This is a genomic window from Microvirga arvi (assembly GCF_016892765.1).
GTDB lineage: Bacteria > Pseudomonadota > Alphaproteobacteria > Rhizobiales > Beijerinckiaceae > Microvirga > Microvirga arvi.
In genome coordinates this window covers 37,218-63,241 of record NZ_JAFEMD010000026.1, presented here as the reverse complement: position 1 = coordinate 63,241, position 26,024 = coordinate 37,218, and the positions used below count along the sequence as shown (strand labels likewise).

The 26,024-nt window shown below is 63.9% G+C and carries 20 protein-coding genes; 7 read left to right on the top strand and 13 right to left on the bottom strand.

Annotated elements, in window-relative coordinates:
* Positions 1 to 68: 68 nt before the first annotated feature.
* The 7 genes from ILT44_RS17000 to ILT44_RS16970 are packed head-to-tail and all read left to right on the top strand — an operon-like array spanning position 69 to position 8,682.
* Complete coding sequence (locus ILT44_RS17000; RefSeq protein WP_204240794.1) at positions 69 to 1,442, top strand: M20/M25/M40 family metallo-hydrolase; 1,374 nt, start codon at positions 69 to 71, stop codon at positions 1,440 to 1,442.
* Between the two features lie 18 nt (positions 1,443 to 1,460).
* Positions 1,461 to 2,159 (top strand): pyridoxal phosphate-dependent aminotransferase family protein, encoded by a 699-nt coding sequence (locus ILT44_RS16995; RefSeq protein ID WP_204240793.1) that lies wholly within the window; start codon positions 1,461 to 1,463, stop codon positions 2,157 to 2,159.
* Positions 2,159 to 3,325, top strand: a complete 1,167-nt coding sequence (locus ILT44_RS16990) for a pyridoxal phosphate-dependent aminotransferase (protein ID WP_204240792.1) — start codon at positions 2,159 to 2,161, stop codon at positions 3,323 to 3,325. The genes ILT44_RS16995 and ILT44_RS16990 overlap by 1 nt, the downstream gene beginning before the upstream one ends.
* 25 nt (positions 3,326 to 3,350) lie before the next feature.
* Positions 3,351 to 4,511, top strand: coding sequence for a M24 family metallopeptidase (locus tag ILT44_RS16985; RefSeq protein ID WP_204240791.1), 1,161 nt, complete (start codon positions 3,351 to 3,353; stop codon positions 4,509 to 4,511).
* A 12-nt stretch (positions 4,512 to 4,523) separates the two neighbouring features.
* The gene (locus tag ILT44_RS16980) at positions 4,524 to 5,927 is read left to right on the top strand and encodes a dihydroorotase (protein ID WP_204240790.1); all 1,404 of its coding nucleotides are present in this window, start codon (positions 4,524 to 4,526) and stop codon (positions 5,925 to 5,927) included.
* Positions 5,928 to 5,944: 17 nt separating this feature from the next.
* Entirely contained in the window at positions 5,945 to 6,979 is a 1,035-nt protein-coding gene (locus ILT44_RS16975) for a Gfo/Idh/MocA family protein (protein ID WP_204240789.1), read from the top strand.
* 29 nt (positions 6,980 to 7,008) lie between these two features.
* Positions 7,009 to 8,682 (top strand): M14 family metallopeptidase, encoded by a 1,674-nt coding sequence (locus tag ILT44_RS16970; protein ID WP_204240788.1) that lies wholly within the window; start codon positions 7,009 to 7,011, stop codon positions 8,680 to 8,682.
* A gap of 96 nt (positions 8,683 to 8,778) precedes the next feature.
* Here the strand turns inward: ILT44_RS16970 and ILT44_RS16965 are convergent, their stop codons facing one another.
* From ILT44_RS16965 to ILT44_RS16905, 13 genes are all read right to left on the bottom strand, one after another.
* Positions 8,779 to 10,575, bottom strand: a complete 1,797-nt coding sequence (locus ILT44_RS16965; RefSeq protein ID WP_204240787.1) for an MFS transporter — start codon at positions 10,573 to 10,575, stop codon at positions 8,779 to 8,781.
* Positions 10,541 to 12,475 (bottom strand): ABC transporter ATP-binding protein, encoded by a 1,935-nt coding sequence (locus ILT44_RS16960; protein ID WP_239468311.1) that lies wholly within the window; start codon positions 12,473 to 12,475, stop codon positions 10,541 to 10,543. Before ILT44_RS16960 ends, ILT44_RS16965 begins: the two co-directional genes overlap by 35 nt.
* Positions 12,476 to 12,663: 188 nt before the next feature.
* Entirely contained in the window at positions 12,664 to 14,211 is a 1,548-nt protein-coding gene (locus ILT44_RS16955; protein ID WP_204240785.1) for an ABC transporter substrate-binding protein, read from the bottom strand.
* Between the two features lie 268 nt (positions 14,212 to 14,479).
* Complete coding sequence (locus tag ILT44_RS16950) at positions 14,480 to 15,451, bottom strand: ABC transporter ATP-binding protein (RefSeq protein WP_204240817.1); 972 nt, start codon at positions 15,449 to 15,451, stop codon at positions 14,480 to 14,482.
* A gap of 59 nt (positions 15,452 to 15,510) precedes the next feature.
* Positions 15,511 to 16,521 (bottom strand): ABC transporter ATP-binding protein, encoded by a 1,011-nt coding sequence (locus tag ILT44_RS16945; RefSeq protein WP_204240784.1) that lies wholly within the window; start codon positions 16,519 to 16,521, stop codon positions 15,511 to 15,513.
* Positions 16,518 to 17,483, bottom strand: coding sequence for an NAD-dependent epimerase/dehydratase family protein (locus ILT44_RS16940; protein ID WP_204240783.1), 966 nt, complete (start codon positions 17,481 to 17,483; stop codon positions 16,518 to 16,520). The genes ILT44_RS16945 and ILT44_RS16940 overlap by 4 nt, the downstream gene beginning before the upstream one ends.
* Positions 17,480 to 18,520 carry a Gfo/Idh/MocA family protein gene (locus ILT44_RS16935; RefSeq protein ID WP_204240782.1) on the bottom strand — a complete coding sequence of 347 codons (1,041 nt, stop codon included), beginning with the start codon at positions 18,518 to 18,520 and terminating at the stop codon, positions 17,480 to 17,482. The genes ILT44_RS16940 and ILT44_RS16935 overlap by 4 nt, the downstream gene beginning before the upstream one ends.
* A 3-nt stretch (positions 18,521 to 18,523) precedes the next feature.
* Positions 18,524 to 19,711: a pyridoxal phosphate-dependent aminotransferase gene (locus tag ILT44_RS16930; protein ID WP_204240781.1), complete on the bottom strand. Its 1,188-nt coding sequence runs from the start codon at positions 19,709 to 19,711 to the stop codon at positions 18,524 to 18,526.
* Between the two features lie 2 nt (positions 19,712 to 19,713).
* Positions 19,714 to 20,940: an amidohydrolase family protein gene (locus tag ILT44_RS16925; RefSeq protein WP_204240780.1), complete on the bottom strand. Its 1,227-nt coding sequence runs from the start codon at positions 20,938 to 20,940 to the stop codon at positions 19,714 to 19,716.
* A gap of 30 nt (positions 20,941 to 20,970) precedes the next feature.
* Positions 20,971 to 22,419 (bottom strand): hypothetical protein, encoded by a 1,449-nt coding sequence (locus tag ILT44_RS16920; protein WP_204240779.1) that lies wholly within the window; start codon positions 22,417 to 22,419, stop codon positions 20,971 to 20,973.
* A gap of 2 nt (positions 22,420 to 22,421) precedes the next feature.
* A complete protein-coding gene (locus ILT44_RS16915) occupies positions 22,422 to 23,327 on the bottom strand; it encodes an ABC transporter permease (protein WP_204240778.1) in 906 nt (301 codons plus the stop codon).
* Positions 23,328 to 23,329: 2 nt separating this feature from the next.
* Positions 23,330 to 24,265: a nickel ABC transporter permease gene (nikB, locus tag ILT44_RS16910; RefSeq protein ID WP_204240777.1), complete on the bottom strand. Its 936-nt coding sequence runs from the start codon at positions 24,263 to 24,265 to the stop codon at positions 23,330 to 23,332.
* 50 nt (positions 24,266 to 24,315) lie between these two features.
* A complete protein-coding gene (locus tag ILT44_RS16905) occupies positions 24,316 to 25,932 on the bottom strand; it encodes an ABC transporter substrate-binding protein (protein WP_204240776.1) in 1,617 nt (538 codons plus the stop codon).
* Positions 25,933 to 26,024 lie beyond the last annotated feature (92 nt).

Here is a 26,024-nt window from a genome sequence, read left to right as displayed (position 1 = left end):
AGAACAAACGGACCGCAACAGTGCTCCGACCCGGTCAGGGAAGGCGACGCCACAGACGGAAGGACCAGATGGGCAACATCGACAACGTGCTCGCTCACATCGACAGGAACCTAGATCAATCAGTTCACGATCTTCAGACGCTTCTCCGCCAGCCGTCCATATCGGCCCAGAGCGTCGGACTTGAGCCCTGCGCCGAACTCCTGCGCAACCAGATGATCGAAGCTGGCATCGCGAATGCGCAGATCCTCCCGACCGACGGCGGCCCGCCCGTCGTCATCGGCCATCTCCACAATCCGGCGGCCGACCGGACGCTTCTGTGCTACGGCCACTACGACGTGCAACCTCCGGAACCACTTGAGCTCTGGCATTCCGATCCCTTCGGGGCCGAGATCCGCGACGGGGTGATCTATGCCCGCGGGGCCACCGACAACAAGGGCGGGGTCATTGCTTTCATCAAGGCGGCTGAAGCCTTCCTCAAGGTCTGTGGCGCCCCGCCGGTCAACCTCGTCTTCCTGTTCGAGGGTGAAGAGGAGATCGGTAGTCCCCATCTCGAGGATTTCGTCGAGAAGCACAAAGATCTCCTTCAGTGCGACGCCTCCATCGGCCTCGACGGTGGCGTGAACCGCACGAGCCTGAAGCCGGAGATCCACCTCGGAATCAAAGCGATCCTCTATGTCGAGTTGCGGATCCGCGGCCTCAAGAGCGACATTTGGTCGGGCCGGGCGCAGACGGTGAAAAGCCCTGTCTGGCGTCTTGTTCATGCCCTGGCGTCGATCTTCGATCCGGATACGGGCCGCGTTCTCATCGACGGATGGTATGACGACTGGCTCCCACCCGATTCCGACGACGAACGCTTCCTGCGGGAGGAACTGGCCTTCTTCGACCGCGCGGAATACGTGCGGCAACTCGGCGCCACCCATCTGAGTACGAACGACGACCTGGACCTGCTCCGGCGAACTCATTTCGGGGCAAGTGCCAATATCTGCGGCCTCCTTGCCGGGTATACCGGCGAGGGCGGAAAGACAATCGTGCCCGCCGAGGCCATGGCGAAGCTCGATTTCCGGTGTCCTCCGAAGCTGGAGCCGGAGCGGCAGCTCGAGAAGCTGAATGCGCATCTCCTCAAGCACGGCTACGACGACATCGAGGTGGTGGTCCATACGGCCCGGAAGAATCCCTATAAGACGGCGGCCCGGGAGGCGATTAGCCAAGCGACGATCACTGCCGCCGAGAAGGTTTTCGGAACACAGCCTCTCGTTCAGGGCGTCTCGATCCAGGGCATCATTATGCTCTCGATCCCGCACCCGGCGGTCCTGTCCGGTTTCGGAGCCCCCGACAACAACCTTCACGCGCCCAATGAAAACATGCCGGTCAACCGCTTCCACCAGGGAATCGCCTACGCCGCGCGGATCATGGACGAATATGCACAGCAACCGACGAAATAACAGGAACGTGAGATGGTGATGTCCCTTTCCTCCCGGACCGCTGAACTGATCGGCCGTGATGTACCGCCAAGTGCGGCTGCAGGCGCGCACCGGATGGTGCAGGCGGCGATCGATGCGGTGAACGACGCATTGGACCGCGGTGAAACCCATTATACCGACCGGCCTGGTATCCTCCCGTTGCGGCAGAAAGTGTCGGCCCTCCTCAACGAACGGTTCCGGCTCGCGAGCAGACCGTCAGACCTGACGATCACCTGCGGTCTCACCGAGGCTCGGTTCGTCTGCCTGCAGCAGCTCGTGGAGCCCGGCGGCACGGTTCATGCGCTCGCACATCCGGAAGCGGTGGCAGGCGCAGCGACGATCCGCGGTGCGGTCCTGTCGCAGGCCGCGGCCGAGGCCGACCTGGTGTTCGTTCCCGCCTCTGCGGGCGAGGAGGCGATTCGGGCCTGCCTTTCCTTGATCAAACCCCAATGCATGGTCGTATACGAAGTCGATTCGGAGCAGGAGACGTTCCACCCTGCGGCACTGCCCGGATTGGCCGAACAGGTGGTCACGATCGGCGACCTCGGTCTCGACAAAGGGCTTGCCACGGCGCGCCTTGGCTATCTGGCGGCTCCGCACCAAAGCGCGCCCGGGCTTCGTGACTTCAAACAGGCCCTGACGATCTGCAGCACCAACCTGTCCCAATGGGCGGCGCTCAACGCCGTGGAGGCCCTATGATGACATTCGCCGACATCAAGAAGCTCGATGGCGCTAAGCTCCGCTACGCCCTGATGGATCTGGCCAAGGAGATTCCGGACGCGATCGCCCTGGGCCGCGGTGATCCGGACCTCCCGACGCCCGAATTCATCGTGGAGGCCGCGAGGTCGGCTGCACGAGAGCCCATGACGGTCGCGCCCGTCGCCGGCATGGGCGAACTCCGCGAGGCGATTGCCCGCAACGCCGTGCGCGATCATGGCGTCGAGGTCACGGCAGACAACGTCCTCGTCACGACCGGCGGACAGGAGGGCCTCTTCCTCGTGATGAGCGCGCTCCTGAACCCAGGCGACGAGATTTTGGTGCCTGATCCCCGCTACTCCTCGTACGACCAAGCCATCGCCCACACGGGCGCGTCGTTCATCAGCGTTCCGACCTACGCAGAGGACGGCTTCGACGTTCGTCCCGAAGAGATTGAGAAGCGGATCACGCCGCGGACGAAAGCTCTTCTGCTGGTAACGCCGTCGAATCCGACCGGCGGCATCGTTCGTCCGGAGACCGGCGAAAAGATCGCCGCGCTCGCAAGGAAGCACAACTTCGTCGTCGTCTCGGACGAGATCTACGGAAAATTCGTCTGGGAGCCTTACAGCCATTTCAGCATGGCGTCCCTGCCGGGCATGGCCGAGCGCGTCATCACCTTGTCGGGATTCTCCAAAGCTTACGCAATGACCGGCTGGCGCGTCGGCTATGTCATCGCGCCGGAGCACGCAATCAGGGCCATGGCGGCCATCAAGAGCCATACCACCGGTCCGGTCGCGACCCTGAGTCAGGTCGCCGCTCTGGCGGCTGCGCGCAGCGACGACAGCTGCGTGCGCGAATTCCGAGCCACCTACGATGAACGTCGCCGCATCCTCGGGGACGGCTTGAAGGCGATGGGTCTGGAATTCGGCGAACCCCGCGGCGGTTTTTTCTTCTGGGCGGATGCGTCGAGCACGGGAATGCGGGCTCTTGAACTTTCCTATCTGCTCTTGAAGGAGGCGCATGTCCTGATCTTCCCTGGAACGGCATTCGGCGAAACGTGGAGCAATCACCTGCGCATCACGACGCTTCAGCCCACCGAGGTCCTGGTCGAGGCGGCTGCTCGCATGACCTCGGCCATCGCGACTCTGCGCCGGTCCGGCGCGGCATGACCGGCGCGGCGTGAGGAGTCATCCGTTGGGAACCCCATCTCCCCTCGACGAGTCGTTCTACCGCGGCGTCGTCTCACGCTTGAAGGACAGCCTTCAGGCTAAGGATGTCGATGCGCTCCTCATCCTTGACCCGCATAACGTGATTTACGCCTGCGGGTTCTTCCACAGCATCAACGAGCGGCCCATCGGGCTGCTCATCCCTGCCGAGGGGTCCCCCAGGATCTTCGCTCCGCTCTTGGAAAAAGAAAATGCTGAGGCCAACTGGATCGGCGACGTCGAGACATACGAGGAGTTCCCCGGCGAGGAGCACTCGGTGGCCTGGATGATCCGGAAGAGCGGGTTTACGCGCATCGCCGTTGATGCGCTCAGCGCCGATCTTTACGAGCGCCTTCAAGCGGTCACGACCCGGCTGGTCCTGACCGATATCGTCGAGCGCCTGCGCTACCTCAAGACAGACGCGGAGCTCACTCTTGTGCGGACCGCCGCCCGGTTTGCCGACATGGTGCTCGACACCATCCTTATCGAGGCGGCGGCCATCATCCGGCGCGGTGGGACGGAGCTCGACATCTTGAATGCAGGCCTCGCCTACGCGCGAACGGCCATGAAACGCGAGTTGCCCGAGTCCTTTGAGGCAACGAACTGCGGCATCGTCGGAACGGTTCACACAGGACCCCGAGCCGCTCTGCCGCACGGGAAGACCCTTCCGCGTCGACCGCAGGCCCGGGAGACGCTGATCGCCGGAATCGGCGCCAGCGTAGGTGGATACCATGCGGAGAGTGGCGCGACCTTCATGATCGGATCGCCTGACCCGGATCAGCTCGCCTGCCTGCGTGCTACCGATGCGGCGGATCGCGAAGCCCGTGCAGCCCTGCGGGTCGGCTCCTCCTGCACGTCTGTCAACGCCGTCGCGCTGAGCGCCATCAAGGAGGCGGGCTACGGCGAGTACATCCGTCACCGCATTGGCCATGGAATGGGCGTCCAGGGGCATGAGGCCCCGTGGCTCGCCCCAGGCGACGACACATCCGTGGCAGCCGGTATGGTCTTCTCGAGCGAACCGGGTATCTATCGCCCCGGCCGCGACGGCTACCGGACCATCAACACGATGATCGTCACCGGTGCCGAGCCTGAGATTCCGAGCCGTTTTCAAGCCGGGACTCCGATCGAGCAGCGCATCATTTCCATTTGAGCATTGATCCTCATGACACCGTCTTCCTACGACATGATCCTCAGAGGGGGTGACGTTCTCCTCCCGGGCGGCATCTCATCCTGCGACATCGCGATCAGCGGCGGGCGCATCGCCGGAATCCTTGAGCGCAATGCCGAGGTTTCAGCCGGAACGGTCCACGACATCCGTGGACAAACCGTCCTTCCCGGTATCGTCGATGTGCACTTCCATGTGCGGGCGCCCTCATACCCGGAGCGCGGGACGGTCGGCTCCGAGACCCGGGCTGCGGCCGCGGGCGGGGTGACGACGATCCTCGAGATGCCGATCTCAAAGCCATGCTGCAACAGCGTGGCGGTCTTCGACGCCCGCCGTGACCATTTCGAAGGCGAAGCGCAGGTGAATTTCGGCCTCTATGCAGCGCCCGGGATCGCCTCCGTGGACGACTTGCAGGCGATGGCACGCAGAGGCGCCGTCGCGTTCAAGGTCTTCACCACGGCGGCGCCCCCCAGGCGGGACGACGAATTTGCCGGGCTCGCGCTGCCAGAGGAAGTCGACCAGTATGAAACGCTCAGGCGCGTCGCCGCGACCGGAATGCTGCTGGTGGTCCATGCGGAAAGCGAACCGCTCATGCATCATTACATGGGCGCGCAGCAGGCCTCCGGCAGGACGGACGCGATCGCGCACGAGGCGTCTCGCCCCGACATCGTCGAAGCTGTTGCCGTCGCAAAGATTCTGACCATGGCCCGCAAGACCGGCGTGCGCATCCACGTGGCCCATGTGACAAGCCGCGCCGCCCTGGACGTCATCCGGGCGTTCAAGGCCATTGGCACGGACGTTAGCGCTGAGACCTGCCCGCACTATCTCATCTTCACGAACGACGATGTCGCCCGCGTAGGACCCGATGCGAAGATCAATCCGCCGATCCGGTCGGCCGACGACCGGGCGGCCCTGTGGGAGGGAGTCGCGGACGGTACGATCTCGATCGTCACCACCGACCACGCGCCGTTCTCACGCAGGGAGAAGGAGGCCGCCAAGGGCAACATGCTCACCGCGCCGCCGGGCTCCCCCGGCGTGGAGTTTCTGCTCCCGGCCATGCTCGATGCCGCGAGCAGAGGCGTACTGCCGCTCGAGAAAGCGATCGGGCTGATCGCAGCAAACGGCGCAAAACGGTTCGGCCTCTATCCTCGCAAAGGTGAGATTGCAATCGGGGCGGACGCAGATCTCGCCATCGTGGACCTTTCGGCTCAAACCGTTGTCGTCCCGGCTGCGCTACAGACCGCAGCCCGGGATTGTTCCGGTCTCTATGCCGGCCGGCGCTTCGCCGGTGCCGTGACGACGACCGTCGTCGGGGGCCGTGTGGTATATACGGGCGGCCAGGTCATCGAGGGCGCAAATGCCGGACGCTTTGTTCCAGGGCAGCGGTGGGAGCAGTCGTGAGCGGAGCGAGGCCTGAGATGCGACTCCTGCTCGTCGGACTGGGGAACCGCGGAACCATGTGGGCCGACGTCGTGGCGATGGTCGGCGGGGCAGGTCTTTCGGGCGCCATGGATGTTGATCCGGCGCGGCTGGCCGCCTTTCACGAGAGGTATCCCGCAGTCCCGCTCCATGACGATCTCGACCGTGCCATCGCAGCAGGCGGCCACGACGCGGTGCTGCTGGTAACGCCGCCGGGCGGCCATCTCGACCAGCTCCGGCGCATCTTCGCTGCCGGCCTTCCAGTCATCGCGGAAAAGCCGCTTACTGTCGACCTTGCCGACGCAAAGGCGGCCGTCGCATTGAGCGAGCAGGCACGACTTTCCTTGAGCGTCTGCTTGAACTTCCGCTACCTGCCCGTCAGCCAGCGGATGCGTGAGATCATCTTGTCGGGGGAGCTGGGCGCGGTCGGGATGGGACAGTTCGTCTACCAGCGCAGCCGGGACGGGATGCGGCCCGGCCTCAATCGCTATCCCCTGACCATGCGCCACCCGATGATGCTGGAGCAGAGCATCCATCACTTCGACCTCATCCGCCATTGCTACGGGCGGGAAGTAGAGGCGATCTCCTGCCGCACCTGGAACCCTTCCTGGAGCATGTATGCGCATGACAGCAGCGTGCAGTGCCTTTTGACGCTCGAAGGCGGGATTGAGGTCAGCTACATTGGAACCTGGACCTCAGGTTGGAACGAACCGATGTTCCTGTGGCGCACGGACTGCGCGGGCGGAGTCGTTCTCCAGCGCGAGGTTTTTTCCGACCTCGCGGTGGCACGCCGGACGGATCCTGCTCCAATCCCGGTCGCCCTACCCGACGTTCGCGCCTATTACGACGATACGGCGGAACTCCTGCGCGCCTTCATCGCATCGCGGCAGACAGGCGCTCCGCCTCCTTGCAGCGGGAGAGACCATCTCAAGACCCTCGCCCTGTGCTTCGCCGCGATCGAGAGCAGCCAGAACGGCACTGTCGTCGACATGGGCGACTTCTACGCCAGAAACGGCCTCACCACCTTCGCCTGATCCTCACGACCCACGCACGGAAAAATTCCATGGCTCCTCCAAAGATCGCGTTCGATGCCTACCATGATTACGAAACGCTAACCTTCCATCTCAAGACATTGGCCGAGGCTTACCCCAAGCTCGCGACGTTGACGTCGCTCGGCAAGACCTTTCAGGGGCGCGACATCTGGGCGATGACTATCACCAATCCTCAGACGGGATCGGCCTCGGAAAAGCCCGGCTATTACATCGACGCGCAAATCCATGCCGAGGAACATGCGACCAGCGCCGTTGCCCTGTACGTGATCTGGCACCTCCTCACGCAGTACGGCTCGGACGAGGAGGTGACCCGCCTATTGGACCAGCAGGTCTTCTACGTGCTGCCGCGGATCAATCCGGATGGGGCGGAACTCTCATTGAGGCCTCCGTACTACCATTGGTGCGGCAACGGGCGCTTCATGCCTGGTCTTGATCGGATCGAGGGACTGAAACCGCAGGATATCGACGGTGACGGCTTCATCACGCTCATGCGCGTACCGGATCCGAAGGGCGAGTGGAAAAAGAGCGAGAACGATCCGCGCCTCATGGTTCAGCGGGAGCCGGGCGAGGAAGGCGGAGAGTATTTCCGCCTCTATCCTGAGGGCCTGATCGAAAACTACGACGGGGTGCACGTCAAAATCGAGCGGCCGTTCGACGGCAATCTCAATCGGAACTTCCCGGTCAATTGGTCGCCGCGCGAATATGGTGCGGGCGAGAGCGCCCTCTCCGAGCCGGAATCGCGCGCGATGGCGCGGTTCATCCTCGATCATCCCAACATTGCCGGGCTGACTGCCTATCATACCCATGGTGGCATCATCCTGCGGCCAAGCATGACGAAGCCCGACAGCGCCATGAGCCCTCGCGACCTTGCACTCTACAAGGACTTGGGTGCCGTCGGCGAGCGGTTGACCGGCTATCCGACAATCAGCACCTATGAGGAGTTCACGCCCGACAAGTCCAAGCCGCGCTACGGCAGCCTCAAGGACTGGACCTATGAGGAACTCGGCATCGTCAGCTTCTCCACCGAGCTGTGGGATCTCGAAACCGAGGCGGGCGTCGAGAAGGTTGCCTACTACAACCTCCGTCCTCGAACGGAGAAGATTCAGGCCCAGGTCTTCGAATGGGTCCTCAAGAATGTCGGAGAGCAGGGATATCGGGACTGGCGTCCGTTCGAGCACCCTCAACTCGGTTCGATTGAAACCGGCGGCATGGTCTATATCTGGACCTACCGGAACCCGCCTCCCAACATGCTCGAGGATATCTGCCGGCGCAATGCTGCCTTCAATCTGCGCCACGCGGCCGCCGCACCACGCATTCTCTTGGACCAGGTCATCAGCGAAAAGCTCGCAGATAATCTGTACAGGGTGCGCGCGGTCGTCAGCAACCACGGCTATCTCCCGACAAATCTGACGGACGTTGCCATCGAGAACGGTGTCGCCAAGCCCGTCGAGCTGTCTATCACGGGCGACTCTGTCGATATCCTGATCAACCCCGCGAGAGTGGAGATCGGGCACTTGGCAGGACGGAACGAGAGAAAGTACACGTGGTCGCCCTGGGGCCAGCAATGGTCCCCTGTCTCGAAGCCGTATGAGTGGCTTGTCAGGACGTCCGGCGGGACCTCGGAAGTCGTCGTAACGGCGAAATCCGAGAAGGCAGGAACCCACCGCGTCCGTCTCCGGTTCTAGCCCATACCGATCCAAGAGCGGGCCGGCGTCAGCAGGAACAGGCCGGCCCACGGAGGTCTTCCCCAGTCCCGCTGATCGACGGGCCGCACGGGGGCCCTACTGGCTGAGCCTGGTCTGCTCGATGGTTCTCCTGATCCGGGGGGCATCAGGCCCCTCGTGGAGCGCGAGCACCCGCTCGCTGGCGACGACGTCCGCCCGCGTCAAGCGGTGGTTCTGCCGGATGTGGTCGAGCCATGTCGGGCTTTGGTAGCGTTCGATCCAAATCTTCGCATCGGACAGGTCCCGCAGGAGCGTCCAGCGCCGGGCCCCGTCGCGGCGGCGGATCCGACGAACCTCGCTCATGGCAGCCAGGAAGTCGGCCTCATCCGCCTCACGGATCAAGTATTCAACCGTCACGATGATCGGCCCGGAATGAGGCCGGATGCTCAGCGAGATGTCCGGCTCTTCGCGACGATCCGCCGGGTCGAGATCAAGGGACAAGGAATCGGGGAGTCCAAAGCGTATTCCAAGTGCGGCTCCCAGAACCAGGCAAGCCGCAGACGCCATGAGAGCGCTGGTGACACTGAGATGTTCGGCGACGTTGCCCCAGATCCAGCTGCCGAGCGCCATCCCGCCGAACGTGGCCATCTGATACACCGCGAGGGCCCGCCCGACGACCCAGCGTGGCGTCGAAAGCTGAACGGTCGCATTGAGGCTCGACAGCACTAGAACGAAGCTTGCTCCGCCCACCAAGGCTCCGGACGCCGTCAGGGCCACGGCTGAACTCAGGCCGGCGATCGCCGTCGCGTAGGCGAATCCCAGGAAGGCAAGGCGAACGGTACCTTCAAGGGAAAGAGACCTGCGCAGTCGCGTGATGACGAAGGCGCCGCAGATGGCGCCGATGCCGAAGGAGCCGAGCAGCAAACCGAATGTCAGCGGGCCCCCACCAACGCTGTCCCGTGCAATGAGCGGCAGGAGGCTCTGAAAGGAGCTCGCAGCGACACCGAAAGCTGCGCCGCGCAACAGAACTGCGAGGATCCCCGGGGACTGGGACACGAAGCAGATTCCGGCAATGATCGCGCTTCTTAGGTTCTCAGGCGGCAACGGGTGGCGCCGCTCAGGCGGCCGCCACAACGACAGGACTACAATAAGCGGGATATAGCTCAAGGCGTTCGTCACGAAGCCCGCGAAGGGTCCGGCCGCGGCTAGGATCATTCCGCCGATGGCCGGACCGACGGTCCGGGCGATATTGAACCCCACCGCATTGATGGCTATGGCGGAGGGAATCTCCCGGCGCGGTACGATCTCGCCGACGAGCGATTGCCAAGCCGGACCGCTGATCGCAGCGCCCGAGCTGATCAGGAATGTGAAGGCGAGCAGGAGCCACGGGGTCACGAAACCCAGATAGATGCAGACAGCGAGCCCGCTCGCCGCCGCACAGTTGAAAATCTGCGAGACGAGCATCAGCCTGCGCCGGTCGAAATTGTCTGCAACGGCGCCCGCGACCAAGGCGAAGAGCATGATCGGCAACGTGATCGAGGCTTGGACCAGAGCGACCACGTCCGCGGATGCTCCAATGGATGCCATCATCCAGGAGATCCCGACCGATTGGATCATCCACCCGAGATTCGACAGGAGCATCGCTGTCCAGAGTGCACAGAAGATGCGGTACCGGAAGGGCGAGAGCGCACCGGGCCGCCCGCCGCGCGAGCTTTCGGATACAGCCGCCGCAGTCGCGCCGCGCCTGGACGACGGATCAGTGGGGGCGGTCAGGGGCTCACCGGCGGTGCTGGGGACCACCCCATCGACGTCGCGGGTTTCCCCGCGCCGGTCGTCGGCGGGTCTGGCCGGTTCGGCTCCTGTGCGCACCTTACGCCGCTCACGCTGCGCCGCGAAGGCCGTTGGCCCCCGCACCGGCCTCCAGGGCGATCCAGTGGCCGGGCTCGATCTCGACCATGCGGTGAATGGCGGGCTCCTGCCCCACCGGGCGAACGGGACTCGGGATCTCGCCCTCGATGCGCATCCGGGTCCGCTCCTGCTGCGGATCGGCAATCGGCACCGCCGAGAGCAGCTTGCGGGTATAGGAATGCTGCGGGTTCTCGAAAACCGCACGGCGCGTGCCGAGCTCCACGATCTGGCCAAGATACATCACCGCCACGCGGTGGCTGATCTTCTCCACCACGGCCATGTCGTGGGTGATGAACAGATAGGACAGCCGTCGCTTCTCCTGCAGCTCCATAAGCAGGTTGACGATCTGCGCCTGGATCGACACGTCGAGCGCGGAGACGGATTCGTCGGCGATGATCAGCTTGGGATTGCTGGCCAGCGCACGCGCGATGCACACGCGCTGGCGCTGGCCGCCGGAGAACTCGTGCGGGTAGCGCCGCGCATGCTGCGGCGGCAACCCAACCTGCTCCAGAAGCTCGTGCACGCGCCGCTCGACGGCCTTGCGGTCCCTGATCAGGCCGTGGACGATGATGGGTTCGGCGATGCTGTAGCCCACCGTGTGGCGCGGATCGAGGGAGGCGAAGGGATCCTGGAAGATGTACTGGATCTCCTGCCGCAGACGGCGTCGCTCGTTCTGACTCATGGCCGCCATGTCACGCCCGTCGAAGCGGACCGTGCCGCCGGTGGGCTCGACGAGCTGCTGCAGCGTGCGACCGATCGTGGACTTGCCGCTGCCGGATTCGCCCACCAGCGCCAGCGTCTCGCCGGGATAGAGATCGAAGCTCACCTCTTCCACCGCATGGACCCGGTGCGTCACGCGGCCGAAAAATGTTTTTCCCACATCGAAGCGCGTGGTGAGCTTCTCCACCTGGAGAAGCGGCTTGGTGTAGTCGGCCGTGTCCTGCTCGTGCGTGCCGCCGACCGGCTTGGCAACGCCGCCGTCCATCACCATGACGGGGGTGCGCTTCGGCAGCGGCTGGCCCGTGAAGGCACCTAAGCGCGGTACGGCGGAGAGAAGCGCGCGGGTGTAAGGGTGCTGCGGCGAGGCGAAGATGTCGCGCACCGGCGCCTGCTCCACCTTCTCGCCTTTCCACATCACCACGACATCGTCGGCCATCTCGGCCACCACGCCCATGTCATGCGTGATGAAGATGACGGCAGTGCCCATCTCCTGTTGCAGGTCGCGGATGATGTTGAGGATCTGCGCCTGGATCGTCACATCGAGTGCTGTCGTGGGCTCGTCGGCGATGAGCAGCTTGGGATTGCAGGCGAGCGCCATGGCGATCATCACCCGCTGGCGCATGCCGCCCGAGAGCTGGTGCGGGTAGCGATCGAGGAGCCTGTCCGCGTCCGGCAGGCGCACCTTCTGCAAAAGGTCTTTCGCCCGCAACCGCGCCTCGCGCCCGTTCAGGCCCTGGTGCAGGATCAGCGTTTCCGCGATCTGGTTGCCGATGGTGAAGACCGGATTGAGCGAGGTCATCGGCTCCTGGAAGATCATCGCGATGTCATTGCCGCGGATCGCGCGCAGGCTAGCGTCGGAGGCTTTCACCAAGTCGAGGGCTGCTCCCGTCGAGGGACGGAGCAGCACCTCGCCGCCCACGATGCGCCCGCCGGAGTAATCGGTCAGGCGCATGATGGCGAGGGAGGTGACGGACTTGCCCGAGCCCGACTCGCCCACGATCGCCAGCGTCCGGCCGGCCTCCACCTCGAAGCTGACCTCCTTGACCGCCTGAAACGCCTCGGCTCCCGCCCCAAACGAAACGGATAGAGACCGCACCGACAAGAGTGGCTCCCGCGCCGATGCGGACGCTCCAGAAAGAGCGTTGTCCGTCCCTCCGACGGCATCCCTCCACTTCAAGTCCCCCATGATGTCCTCTTTCTCAGGCGATCGCCCGCGCGACGGGGCCCGCCCCTCGCCGCAGCCGCCAGCCGTCCGGTTCAACTGGGTACGCGGGCTCACCCGCATTGTTCGAGATGACCAAGTTCGCTGCCCTGAGGCCGGCGTCCCTTGGCCGGAGCGCGGCTCGTCCCAGGGTGGAACGATCACTCGATCGCCTAGCGGACGGAGGCCGTGAGTGCATCGATGCGTTCGTCCCGGCGCGGCTCCCAGGCAATGCGGTTGCTCACGCCGTAGAAGTCGGGCTGGAAGTACATCATGATCCAAGGCGGATCGCGATAGAAGATCTCCAGCATCTCGTTGACGACCGTCCGCTCCTGGTCCGGATCTCGGATGCCAGCCAGGCTGTCCCAGCGCCTCTGCCATTCCGGGTTGTGCCACATGCCATTGTTCACGGGCGCCTCCCGGGACGGAAAGAGCGCCATATCGTAAACGGCGCTCCAGGTGACGCCGCCTTGACCGATGAAGTAGAGCGGACCCGCGCGGTGCTCCCGTGCGGCGGGCGAGAAGGTCGAAATGAAGTCCTGGATCTCGACCTTCGTCCGGACGCCGATATCGTCAAGGTATTGGCCCACCGCCTGCTGCACGGCCACATCATTGAGGTAGCGGCCGCGCGGCCCCTGAAGAGTCAGTTCGAAGCGCACGCCGTCCGGCCCTTTCGGGTACCCGACCTCGTCGAGCATTTTCTCGGCTCGTGCAGGATCGAAGGGATACGGTTTGAGCGCCGGGTTGGCCAGGTTTGCCGGTCCCGTCGTGCGCTGGCACTCGAAGGCGAGAAGCTGTCGGCAGATGGTCGGCACATCCACCGCCATGTTCAGGGCCTGTCGCACCTCAGGCTTCTGGATCGCCGCGCCGCCTTTCGTGGCTTTGAAGGGCTCGTTGAAGTTGAAGCCAACGAAGATCCGGCGCGTACCGCTGACGGTCTTCACGACCGCTCGGCCGCTCTGCGCGACCGATGCCTGCTGGTCCGGGAGGATGTTGGTGACGAGGTCGGCGTTCCCGGCGATCAGCTCCGCCAGGCGGGTGCTCGCCTCCGGAACGACCCGCCAGTTGAGGGTCTTGAACGGCACCTCCCGCAGCTTGAAGCTGTCGTTCCGTTCCAAGGTGACGCGATCGTCCTTCTTCCACTCCTTGAGACGGTACGGTCCCGATGCAAAGGGCTTCGTCGCCGCCTCCGCGTAGCTCATGCCCTCATAGGCCTTCCGGCAGACGATATAGGCCTGGGCGAGCATGCCCGGCACGATCGACTGGTATTTCTTGACCACCACGGTCGCCGTGTAGTCTCCGTCGGCGCGGGCATCGACAAATCCAATGGTCGGGTAGACGAAGCTCGCGATGTTGCCGTTGAGCTTCTTGTCCGCCGCGCGCTTGAGCGAGAATGCGACGTCCTCCGCCGTAATCGGTGTTCCGTCCTCGCACGTGTGACCCGGCTTGATCTGGAAGGTCAGCTCTGTCCCGGCCTCGTTCCACCGATAGCTCTCCGCCAGGTAGGGCTGAACCTCGCCACTCGCCGTGACCTGCAGCAGCGTGACCCAGAGATGGTTCGCCACGTTGATCGAACCGGATGCGTTGAGAGCGTGGGGCTCAAGCGACTCCACGTCGACGCTCTGCGCAATCGTCAGGGTGTTCCTGCTATCCTGCGCGAAGGCTGGTGAATGGCCGGCACTGAGCGCGCCTGCCATCGCCATTGTGATAAAAAATTTCATGGGTGGTGTTTCCCTCTCGTGACTGTGCCGCAGCCTTGCTTCGTTCCCGCCATCGTCCTCCCTGGCATGACCTCCGGCGGTGGGGCCGAGCACCCGGAGGGTCAAGTGCCAAGGCAGAAACCACTGCTGGCTGCAGGACGAGCCGGCAGAAAGAGGAAATTAGAAGCGCTGCCCGATCCGTTCGCCTCACGCGGCGTGCTCGATGTCAAAGTGTATAACAATTATATAATACCGCAATCCCTCAGCCAAGCTGATGCTTGCGGATTCGTCACGCGGCCACGGGACGAGGAAGGAGGCTGTCGAGTTCCTCGCTGCGCCAGCATGCTGCCAGCGAGCCGCCATGTGCGCCTGGCGCAAGCGGCGGTTCCTCCCTCGAGCAGCGTTCGAGCGCGATCGGGCAGCGGGTTACGAAACGGCAACCCTTCGGCGGGTTAAGCGGACTCGGCAACTCGCCGTTCAGCACGATCCGGCGTCGCGCCCTCTCCAGCTTCGGGTTGGGAATCGGAACGGCGCTGAGCAGGGAACGGGTATAGGGATGCCTGGGATTGCCGTAGACATCGCGGCGCTCTCCGATCTCGGCGATGCGCCCAAGATACATAACGGCAACCCGGTCGGAGATGTGCTGAATCACGCTGAGGCCATGCGCGATGAACAGATACGTCAATCCGAGCTTCTCCTGCAGGTCCTGCAGGAGATTCACGACCTGCGCCTGGATCGAGACATCGAGGGCGGAGACAGGCTCGTCGCAGACGATCAGTTCAGGCTCGCATGCGAGGGCCCGTGCGATCCCGATCCGCTGCCGCTGGCCGCCGGAGAATTCGTGCGGATATCGCGAGGCGTAGGACGGTGCGAGCCCGACAAGCACGAGCAGTTCGTGGACCCTCTCGCGGATCGCAGCCTCGCCCTGCCGCAGCCCGTGGAGACGGATCGGCTCGGCAATGGCGCGGCCGACGCTCATGCGAGGGTTCAGGCTCGCATAGGGATCCTGAAAAATCAGCTGAACCCGTCTGCGTGCGCGCCGGGCGTCCGGTTCGGCCGCGGACGAGAGGTCCTTGCCGTCGAACGTAATGCTTCCCTCCGTGATCCGGTTGAGTTGCAGGATCGCGCGGCCGATCGTGGTCTTTCCGCATCCGCTTTCGCCGACGAGGCCGAGGGTCTCGCCACGACGGATATCGAAGCTCACACCATCGACCGCCTGGACCACGCCTTCGGGCTTGCCGAAGAGCATCCGGCTGCGCATGGGGAAATGGATCTTCAGGTCTCGGATCGACACGAGCGGTGGGCGGGAGACGATCGGATTCACTGAGCGGCCTCCTCTTGGGTGTGCAGCAGTTCCGGAACTCTTTCGGCAAAGTGACAGGCTGCCCGCTGCCCTTCAGCACCCGCCGCTTCCAGCTGTGGGGCCTCGCGCGTGCAGACGGGTTCAACGAGGTCGCAGCGCGGAGCGAAGCGGCAGAACCGCGCCTCACCCCGCGGCGCAACCGGAAGGCCGCGGATCGGCCGGAGCCGCCGCTCCTCGGGCCGGTCGAGCCTTGGCGTGGATCTGAGAAGACCGACCGTATAAGGCATGCGCGGATCCTCGAAGACCGGATCCGTAGGACCCTCCTCGACGATGCGCCCGCCGTACATGACGGCGATGCGGTCCGCCATCCCGGCGACGATGCCGAGATCATGCGTGATGAGAATGAGAGCCATACCGATTTCTTTCTGAAGGCTCTTCAGGATGTCGAGAATCTGGGCCTGAATGGTGACGTCGAGGGCCGTGGTCGGCTCGTCCGCGATGAGCAGCTTGGGACGGCATGCCACCGCGATCGCAATCATGACGCGCTGCCGCATGCCGCCTGAGAAGTGATGCGGGTAATCACCAAGGCGGCGCTCCGGCGACGGAATTCCGACGAGCGCCAGCAGTTCAACCGCACGGGTACGAGCCTGACCAGGGGTGAGCCCCCCCTGCACCTCCAGGATTTCCGTGAGTTGCCGCCCAATCGTGAGCACCGGATTGAGCGATGTCATCGGATCCTGGAAGATCATCGAGATCTCACGCCCGCGGACGGAGCGGATCTCCTTCTCGTCCATGGCCAGGAGGTCTCTGCCGTCAAAGAGGATCGAGCCGCCTATCACGCGCCCGGGCTTCGAGATCAGCCGCAGCAAGGACAGCCCAGTCACGGATTTGCCCGAACCGGACTCCCCGACGATACCTAGCGTCTCTCCGCGCTCCAACGCGAAAGAAACATCGTCGACCGCGCGCACGCCATTCTCAGCACTGCCGAACTGCACCTTGAGGTCCGAAACCGAGAGGATTGGCGTCATGCGCTCGCTTTCCCTTGTCGGATCATGTTTGCGATTCCGTCTTCGATGGAACGAGGCCGGAACCCGGTCTCCGTCGCCAAGCGGTCGATGGAAAAGACAGGCCGCGCATCACGCTCGGCAACCTGGATATCGGCAGCCTCATCGTCGGACGCCCAGGCGATGGGCCGCCCGGCGGCCTGGAAGGCCTGAATGATCTTGCGCCAGCCGGTCGGCTCCCCGCCGCCGATATGGTAGAGACTCCATTGCAGGGGCCTGTCTTCCAACAGAGCGCTGACCGCCCATGCGACGTCGTCCGCATGGACCCAGTCGCGAACAACGTCGGCCGCCGAGACGGCGATCGGTTGCTGCGCTGCGGCGAGACGGTGCACAAGGCTGGTCCGGTGGCGCGCTGCTGTGGCGCGCTCCATCTCGCCATAGACAGATGCCAACCGGACGCTGGCCGTCGAAACGCCGCGCAGCTCCCCGAGCCTTGCGGTGATGCCCTCGCTGGCGAGCTTCGATAGGCCGTAGAGATTGTCCGGTCGCGGGGGTTCATTCTCGTCGACGAGCCCAGTGAAGCTCTGGCCTTGTCCGTAGACCGCGCCGCTCGATACGGTCACGACCCGCCGGAGTCCGGATAGGCGCGTGGCCGCGTCAACGACCGCGAAGGTTCCGCCGATATTGACGTCGACGATGCGATCCGGTGCCTCTCTCTCTTGCTCCAAGGTCGGCGTGAGCGCTGCCGCATGGACCACATGGGTCGGATGAACGTCGTCCATGATGGACTGCACCACGCGGCGGTCGGCTACGTCGAGAATCGCGGTCGTGATCCGGCTGCCGGCGCTCGTCCAGTAGGCGGCGATCGCCGGCGGAGGCGACATGCGGTCGGACGCGATGATCCTGGCTTGAGGGAATGTTTCGGTGAGCCCGCGCACGAGATGTGTTCCGACGAACCCAAAGGCACCAGTCACGAGAATTCTCACGACATCCTCCTGATCCCATGCCGCCGGGTGAACTCCCGGACATCGACCCGCTGCCCGGTTTCGGAGGACTCGATGGCCGCGAGGCAAAGGGCGAGCGATTGAAGATGGTCGCGCCCGGTGCAGGGTAGCGGCCCCTCCCCCCGCAGGCCTTCTACGAATGCGTCCAGCAACATTCGCGTGTCGTCGACGAAGGGGGTGCACGGCGGCAGCCTCACGGGCGTGAGTGCGTCGTCCTCGGTCCTAGCCGTGGCGAGATCGGAGAAGAGTTCCTGCTGGACGATGACGCCTCGCTCGCAATCGGTGCGCCACTGGAACTTCAGCTCGTTCCAGCCCCCGGTCCATGTTCCGAGATAGTTCACCTCCAGCCCGCCCTCCAGCGTCAGCAGGCATGACACGTTGGCATCGTGGGCGTAGACGCTCCAGGACGGATTCCAGGTCCTGCAGGAGACCGCCTCCACCTCCCGTCCGTAGCAGTAGCGAATGAGGTCGAGATGGTGGATGCTCTGCTCCAGCATCATCGGGTAGCGCATGGTCAGCGGGTACTTGTTCATTCCCGGCCGCCACCAGTCCCGGTTGCGGTGGTAGTTGAACGTCCCAAAGCCAGGCGCTCCGAACTCCTGATCGGCCACGAGGCGCCGGATCTCTTGGCTTACGGGAAGGAACCGGAAATTCAGACACACGCTCAACCGACAGCCTGTCGCCTCGGCCAGGTCCACGATCCGCCGCGCTTCGTCCATGTCAAGGGCCAGGGGCTTTTCGGCCAGAACCGGCAGCCCCGCCGCGAAGGCGCAACGGGCCTGATCCAGATGGCCGTTGGGCGGCGTGACCAGGAGGACGGCGTCAGCCTCCACAGCCTTGAGCGCGGAGCCGAGATCGGAGAAGGAGGGGATGTCGCCAAACGCCTGCGTGAAGGCCGAGACCCGGGCTGGGTCCGGATCGACGATGCCGGCAAAGGCCACGCGAGGATGATGCGCGATGATGCGCCCCCACATGGTTCCACGGTTCCCGAGCCCGACCTGGAGGATGCGCAGGGTCATGGCTCAGCCCCTGAAGAGGCGCCTACGGGCCTCCATGATCCTGCCGAGCGCCTCCTCGATCCGCGCCTTGGGCTGCAGGAGACTCATGCGCACATACCGGTCGTCCGGGTCGGCAAAGAGCATGCCGGGCGAAACGAGAACCCGCGCCTCCCGGAGAAGATCATTGCAGAACTGGGTGGCGGGAACGCCGCTCGCCTCGATGTTCACGTAGACGTAGAAGGCGCCCGCCGGCCTGCCGTATGTAAAGCCGAGCTCGTCGAGCCCCTTCAGGAGCACGTCGCGCCGCGATTCATAGATGTCCAGCATATCCTTGACTACGCTTTGCGGGCCGGTCGCGGCAGCGAGCGCCGCCCATTGCGATGGTGTGGCGGCGTTGATGCTCAGGGTATGGCGGGGTTCCACCATCCGCTGGATGAAGGGCTGCGGCGCTGCGAGATAGCCGATGCGCCATCCGGTCATCGCGTGCGACTTCGAGAACCCATTCATCGTGATGGTACGCTCGCGCATACCCGGAAGGGTTCCGATGGACAGATGCTCAGCGTCGTCGAACAGTAGTTTCGCGTAAATCTCGTCCGAAACCACGATGATGTCGTGCCGCTTGGCGATCTCGGCAATCTCGCGGATCGCGTTGGGCGGCGTCACCGCCCCGGTCGGATTGTTGGGCGTGATGAGCACGAGCATCTTCGTCCGCGGCGTGATCCGGGCCTCGATCTCGGACGGCAGGAGCGCGAACTCGTCCTTCTGATAGGTCGGTACCGAGACGACCTTGCCGCCGCAGAGCTCGACCGCCGTGTCGTAGGATGTGAAGCGGGGCGATGGCAGCAGGACCTCGTCGCCGGGATCGACCAGGGCCAGCATGAGCAGCATCACGCCTTCCTGCGTGCCCGCGGTGACGATGGTTTCCTCGGCGCTGTAGTGGAGTCCGTACTCCTGGCGGAGCAGGTCGGCGATGGCTTGGCGCAGCTTCGGCATACCGGCCGGATGGGTGTAGCGGGTCTCCCCGCGGGCGATGGCATCCCGGGCCGCCTCGACCACGTGCGGTGGCGTCGGCAGATCCGGATCGCCGAGGCCCATCGCGATCACATCCTCGAGCTTGGCGGCCTGTTCGATCAGCTTGGTGCGATAGAGCGTATCCGTTGCCGGCACACGTTCGGCGAGCGACCGCATCAATCTAGGCGTTCTGGCGTCCATGATCATACCATTCTCTTACCTTCGAGGAAGGTCATTCGAACCGACTCGATGGCGTCGAGATCCTCGAGGGGGTTACCGGCCACAACGATGACATCGGCCAGCTTGCCGGCTTCCAGCGTACCGATTTTCTTGTCGAGCTTGCTCACCCGAGCCGCCACGATGGTGGCGCTGCGGATCGCGTCATAGGCATCCTTCTTGACGCCGATTTCGACCATGAAGGCGAGCTCAGGCGCTATCACGTTGTGTGCCACCGCCGGGCTGCCGCAATCGGTGCCGAAGGCAATCACGACGCCGGCCTCGGCGGCGTCGACCAGGCCCTGGTAGCGGCTCCGGTCGGAGACCTGGCGCTTGCGCTCCTCGATCTTCCAATCGGGGATGTTGTATTTACGGGCGATCTCAGGCTGGCTCTGGACCACCACAGGCGCGAAGGTGGTGACGATCGGCACCCTCCTTTCGACCAGGAGTGCAATCGTCTCGGCACTCATGCTGCCGCCATGTTCGATCACGTCCACACCGAACTCGACACAGCGCCGGATGCAGGCGTCGAAGGTGGCATGAGCCGTCACGGTCAGACCGTTGCGGTGCGTCTCGTCGACGACCGCTGCAAGCTCCTCGTCCGTGAACTCGAGAGTATCATGACATGCCATGATCTTGATGAGATCGGCACCGCCGCGCACCTGTTCGCGAACAGCCCGACGCATCTCGTCGGCGCCGCTCGCCTCGCGGCAGCACCAGTACGTGTGACCGCCGGTCTGGATGATGGCCTCGCCGCACACCAGGAGGCGCGGTCCGGGGAAGATGCCCTGTGCCACAGCCTGCTTGGCGAACAGGTTCGTCTTGTTCATCCCGAGGTCGCGAAAGGTGGTCACGCCCGCGCGCAGGTTGATCAGCATATTGCCGGCGCATTTATAGGCGCTGATCTCGGGCGCGTCGTTCATGGCCTGCGCCGCGAGATCGTGGATCCCGTCCCACGCCAGGTGTCCATGGCTCTGGATCAGTCCTGGGAGGATCGTTCCGTCCGTATCGAGCGCATCCGAGGCGCGACTGCCGAACCCCGAAGCAGGCCCGACCGCCTTGATCGTCGAGCCCTCGATCTCGACGATTCCGTCCTCGATGACCTCGTCGCCGACGCAGGTGAGGACCCGACCGCGAAGAAGGTGGTGGCCCGGCTCATGGTCGAATATGGGCCGGATGATCTTTTGGAAACGCCAGGGAGCCTGTTCGGGCATCGTTCGCTCGTCTGATGGATGGAAGAAAGATTATTGGGCGGCCACGGCCGCGCGCGGCTGCTTGAGACCAAGCTCCTCCAGCGCGCGGGCTCCGCCATCGAGGTTGGACAGATTCATGCCGGCATAGTTGGGCGAGTAGACGATCCCCTCGCCGCCGGCGCGGTAGGTTGCGAGGACGCTGCGGTAGACCGTGTCCGGCGTGCAGACCGCCTGGTCCTCCCGGACCCGCGGCGCGTCCACGCCGATCCCCATATAGACGGCGGCCTTGCCTTTGCAGCCGCGCACCGCGTCGGCGCACTGGCCATAGACGTAGGTGTCGGGGTCCATGCCGGTCTGGATGACCTGGTCGATCGGCGCCTCGTCGAGCCCGAGGATGCGGTACATGGCCGGGACAAATTCCTGCTTCGTGTAGTCGCGCAGGATGGTGCTGGCGAAGAATCCCATTTCCTTGTCGAACACCTCGCCAGCCTGGTGCTGATACGTGATCGGCTTCACCCAGTCGGCATAGTCGGTCTGCTCCTCCCAAGACCACTGTGCCTTGCGGATGGGGTTGAAGTGATTGCGGTTCCACACGTTCAGTCCGAACGTGACCGACGGATTGCACCACTTGACGATGCCATAGAGTTCCCTGTCGAGATCCTTCGACCGCTCGAGCCACATACGCTCCCAGAGCAGCACCTCTGGATTGGCCAGAAGAACGCGCAGGAGCTCCATGAAGGTGCCGTCGACGAAGCTCTCGCCGCTTTTGGCGCGACGGAAGAAGTCCCAGACCTTCGTGAAGGCGATCTTTACCCGTTCGGCATCAATACCGCGCTCCGCAGCCTCGCGGCGGCAATGAGGGCAAAAACATCCGGGTGCCTGCCCTTGCATCATCCGGTCAAGGGGCGAATTACGCTCGTTGCACCACATGATGCCTTCGATATCGTAGTTGCGCACATGCTCCTCGACGATCCCGTGCCACCAGCGCCGGTAGTCTGGGTTTGACGTGCAGGGCTCACCCGCATATCGGCCGAGAAGGTCAATCTCAAGGCATTGCGGCATGTTCGGGATCTTCACGGCGGCCGCCGATCCGTGACCGGCATACTTGAAGAGTGGCTCCATGAATTCGGGGATGATCTTCATCCCGCGGGCCTTCGCCTTCGGAATTACGAGGTCCAGGATATCCCGCCCGCCCATCTCCGGATCACGTGAGGCGAAATCGCGGATGAAGGTGTGAGAGTAGTATTCCGGCCGGACCTTGATGTAGGACCCGCCTTCCATCGAGTAGGGCGCCTGCACGCCGTGGTCGGGCCACCCTTCCAGAGCGTGGCTGATCCGGCGTCCGACCTTCAGGCCGAGCCAGGAGATCGTCCCGATCAAGAGGGCATTGATGCCGACCCGCTCCTGCAGCGTGTCGAGGACATGATCCACTCCCTCGTCGATGAAACTGATCGGGCTAATCTGGATACCAATGAAGGGGTCTTTCTTGGCTGACGTCACGATCATTTCTCCATCCGCATGCGCGGGTCGAGCGCGGACCTGAGTCCGTCGCCCACGAGGTTGCAGGCCACCACCACGCTTAGGATGGCGAGCCCGGGAAAGGTTGAGATCCACCACGCGCGGTTGAGCACCTCGCGGCCTTCGGCCGACATCAGGCCCCATTCAGGCGTCGGCGGCTGAGCGCCAAGCCCCAGGAAGCTCAGCCCCGACCCGATCAGGATCGCGTTGCCGACTTGAAGGGTGCTCAGCACGAGAACCGGCGCATAGGCGTTTACGAGAACGTGGAAGATCATGATGCGCCAAGTCGGATTGCCGACGACACGGGCCGCCTCTACATAGGGCAGCTCTTTGATGGTCAGGACCGAGCTTCTCACGAGGCGCGCGTAGAGCGGCATCGTCGCGATTCCTACGGAAATCATCACGTTGCGGATGCTCGGCCCGAGCGCCGCGATGACGACGAGCGCCAACAGAATGCTAGGCAGCGCAAGAAGCGCATCGATGACGCGCGACAGGAGCGTATCGATCTTGCCGCCCGCATAGCCGGCGATGAGACCAATGACGATGCCTGGAACGCCGCCCAGAACGACGCTGATCAGGCCGAGCTGCAGCGAGATCTGCGACCCGACCAGGATCCGGCTGAACACGTCCCGCCCGAGAAGGTCGGTCCCGAGCCAGAAATCCGCCGAGGGTGGGCGCCGGGGGCGAGACAGCATCTCCATCGGATCATATGGCGCAATGCTTGGCCCCAGAATGGCAACGATGCCCCACAAGAGGAGAAGGATCGCGCCGAGGACGGCCCCCTTGTTGCGCATGTAGAGCTTCAGCCATTGCAGGCGGGCGGGCCGCAGGGCTGTCTCTTCGTAGGTGATCGGCGCCGTGGCGGCGGGGGCGATGCTTCCCATCCGCATGCTCAGCCTCCGTAACGGATGCGCGGATCAAGCCACGCATAGGCGAGATCCACGAACAGGTTGACGAGCAGGTAGACTGTGGCCAGGAAGACGATGCAGCCCTGGACCAGGGGGTAATCCTTCTGCAGGATCGCCGCGACGACCAGGCGCCCGATGCCGGGACGGCTGAAAACCGTCTCGATCACCACCGCGCCCGCCAGCATAGCGCCGAACTGCAGGCCGAGCATTGTGATGACGGGGATCAGTGCATTCTTCAGACCGTGCCGCCACAGGATGGTGCGCTGGTTGAGGCCTTTGGCGCGCGCCGCGCGGATGTAATCTTCGGACAACACCTCCACCATGCTGGACCGGATCAGGCGGCTAATGACGCCGGCCGACACGAGGCCGAGGGTCAGAGCCGGAAGGATCAGCGAGCGCCATCCGTCGGCACCCGCAGGCGGAAACCATCCGAGATTGAAGGAGAAGAGCAGGATCAGGACGAGGCCGACCCAGTAGACAGGCATCGACGCTCCCACATAGGCGAACCCCATGGCGAGCGTATCGGCCCAGGAGTTCTGCCGGACTGCGGCCAGCATCCCAAGCGGCAGACCGATCACCAGAGAAAGGGCGAGGCCGGCGACTGCCAGCGCGATTGTCGAGCCGAACCGGTCCAGGATCAGGTCGGTGACAGGAGCACGGAAGCGGATCGACTCCCCGAGATCGCCCGTGACAGCGCCGGCAACAAAGCGCAGATACTGAACCGCGAGAGGATCGTTGAGCCCCATCTGCTCCTTGAGCTCCGCTAGGCGCTCGGGCGTGATTGCCCCGCCCTCGGCCCCGGCCAGCATCAGCTCCGCCGGATCGCCCGGGAGAAGATGCATGATCGCGAAGACGACGAGCGAGATGATGAGCAGCACTGGCAGGAGCTGCATGATGCGGCTGAGGAGATATCGGCTCATGGCACTCACATGATGCTGGGGCCGGAGTGCTCCGGCCCCAGCGCCGAGGGTTATTGCGAAACCGTGGTGTTGTTAACGAAGAACCAGTTGCCTTCCGAGCCCATCTGGAAGCCCTTCACTCGATCGGTGGGATATGCGACGAAGACCGGGTCGCTCAGCGTCGGCAGCATGAGCGCATTTTCCATGATAATCTTCTGAGCCTCCTTGGCCGCATCGCAGCGGGCTGCGATATCCGGCAGGGACCGCAGCTTCGTGACGGTTTCATCGAGGCGGGCATCTTTGAACCCCGTCCAGGCCCAGCCGCCGGGTTGATCCCATTTCGAGTTCCAGATCTGGTCGAGGATCGCCGGGTCAGGGGAGCGCTGGCGCTCGTACATAAGTTCGAAGTCGCGGTTGCGAACGCGCTCGATCTGGACCGGTCCGGGGACGACCTCGACGACGAGGTCAATGCCGGCCTTTCTCATCTGCTGCTGCAGGACCTCGCCGATCTCCTTGTGATGAAGGACATTATAGCGAATGCGCAGGGGCGTTCCGTCCGATACGCCGTTGACACCCGACGCTTCGCGGATGGCCTTGCCGGACGGCAGCTTCCATCCGGCCGCGTCCAAGAGCTCGCCCGCCTTCTTCAGGTCGGTCTTGTATATCCCGCTCGCCCCGCTCCAGAAGCACGGGTGATTGTTGTTGAGCGGCCCCTCCGATTTGGCGTAGTAGCCGTCGAAGAGGATGTCGTTGACCGCGTTTTGATCGGCCGAGTACAGGATCGCCTGGCGCACGCGTATATCGCTGAGGGGCGGCTTGCGGGTGTTCATCACCATGGACAGGCCGGTCCCGGACTGGTCCTTCGACAGGAAGGTGTAGGTCTTGTCGCCCTTGTAGTCGTCAATCACGCTGGCCGGCAGGGCGAAGGCAATGTCGGCATCACCGGTCTTAACGATGTTTCCTAGGACTGAGGCCTCACCGATGAAGCGGATCGTCAACGTGTCGAGGGCAACAGGCCCCTTCTTCGCCTGGATCGGGTTCCAACCGCCATAGCCGTCCCAGCGCGAGAACACGAGCCGGTCGTTCTGCTTCCATTCGCTGAGCTTGAAGGGACCGGTCCCGACGAGATTGCGTTGGAACTCCGCGATGCTATACTTCTGAGCTGCTGTCGGGGACCAGAGCGGCGTGCGGCGGAGTGCGTCGAGCAGCGTCACCCACGGCGTGTCATACGTGATCCGGACCGTCAGTGGATCTAGAACTTCGACCTTCGAGAACGGCCCGATATCGCTTTTGAGCTGGGCCGACGCCGTCTTCGGATCGGCAATCCGCTCGAGGTTGAACTTCACGGCGTCAGCGCCGAATTTTGTCCCGTCCTGGAACGTGACCCCTTCCCGGAGCTTGAAGGTCCAAACCTTGCCGTCAGGCGAAGCCTCCCAGCTTGTCGCGAGCGCCGGCACGTATTTTCCATCCGGATTGAGGACGATGAGCGGATCGGACACGAAGGAGTTGAACAGCCACGTGGATTGGTAGGGATCGACATGGCCGTCCAACGAAGCGGGCTCCTGGTTGGCCGGAAACGCGATACGCAGGTTGCCGCCTGCCGCGATGGCGCCGGCTGGAAGGGCGCTCGATGCCGCGAGAAAGGTCAGTAGGCTTAAGGTTTCGAGTTTGCCGCGCCAGTGTCGCATGGCTCATTCCTCATTGCTGATCGTCTGGTCGATCGATGTCCGCGCAAAGCCCAGGCGGAACGTTCCCATTGCGTCGGTGTGCCGACTTTCTA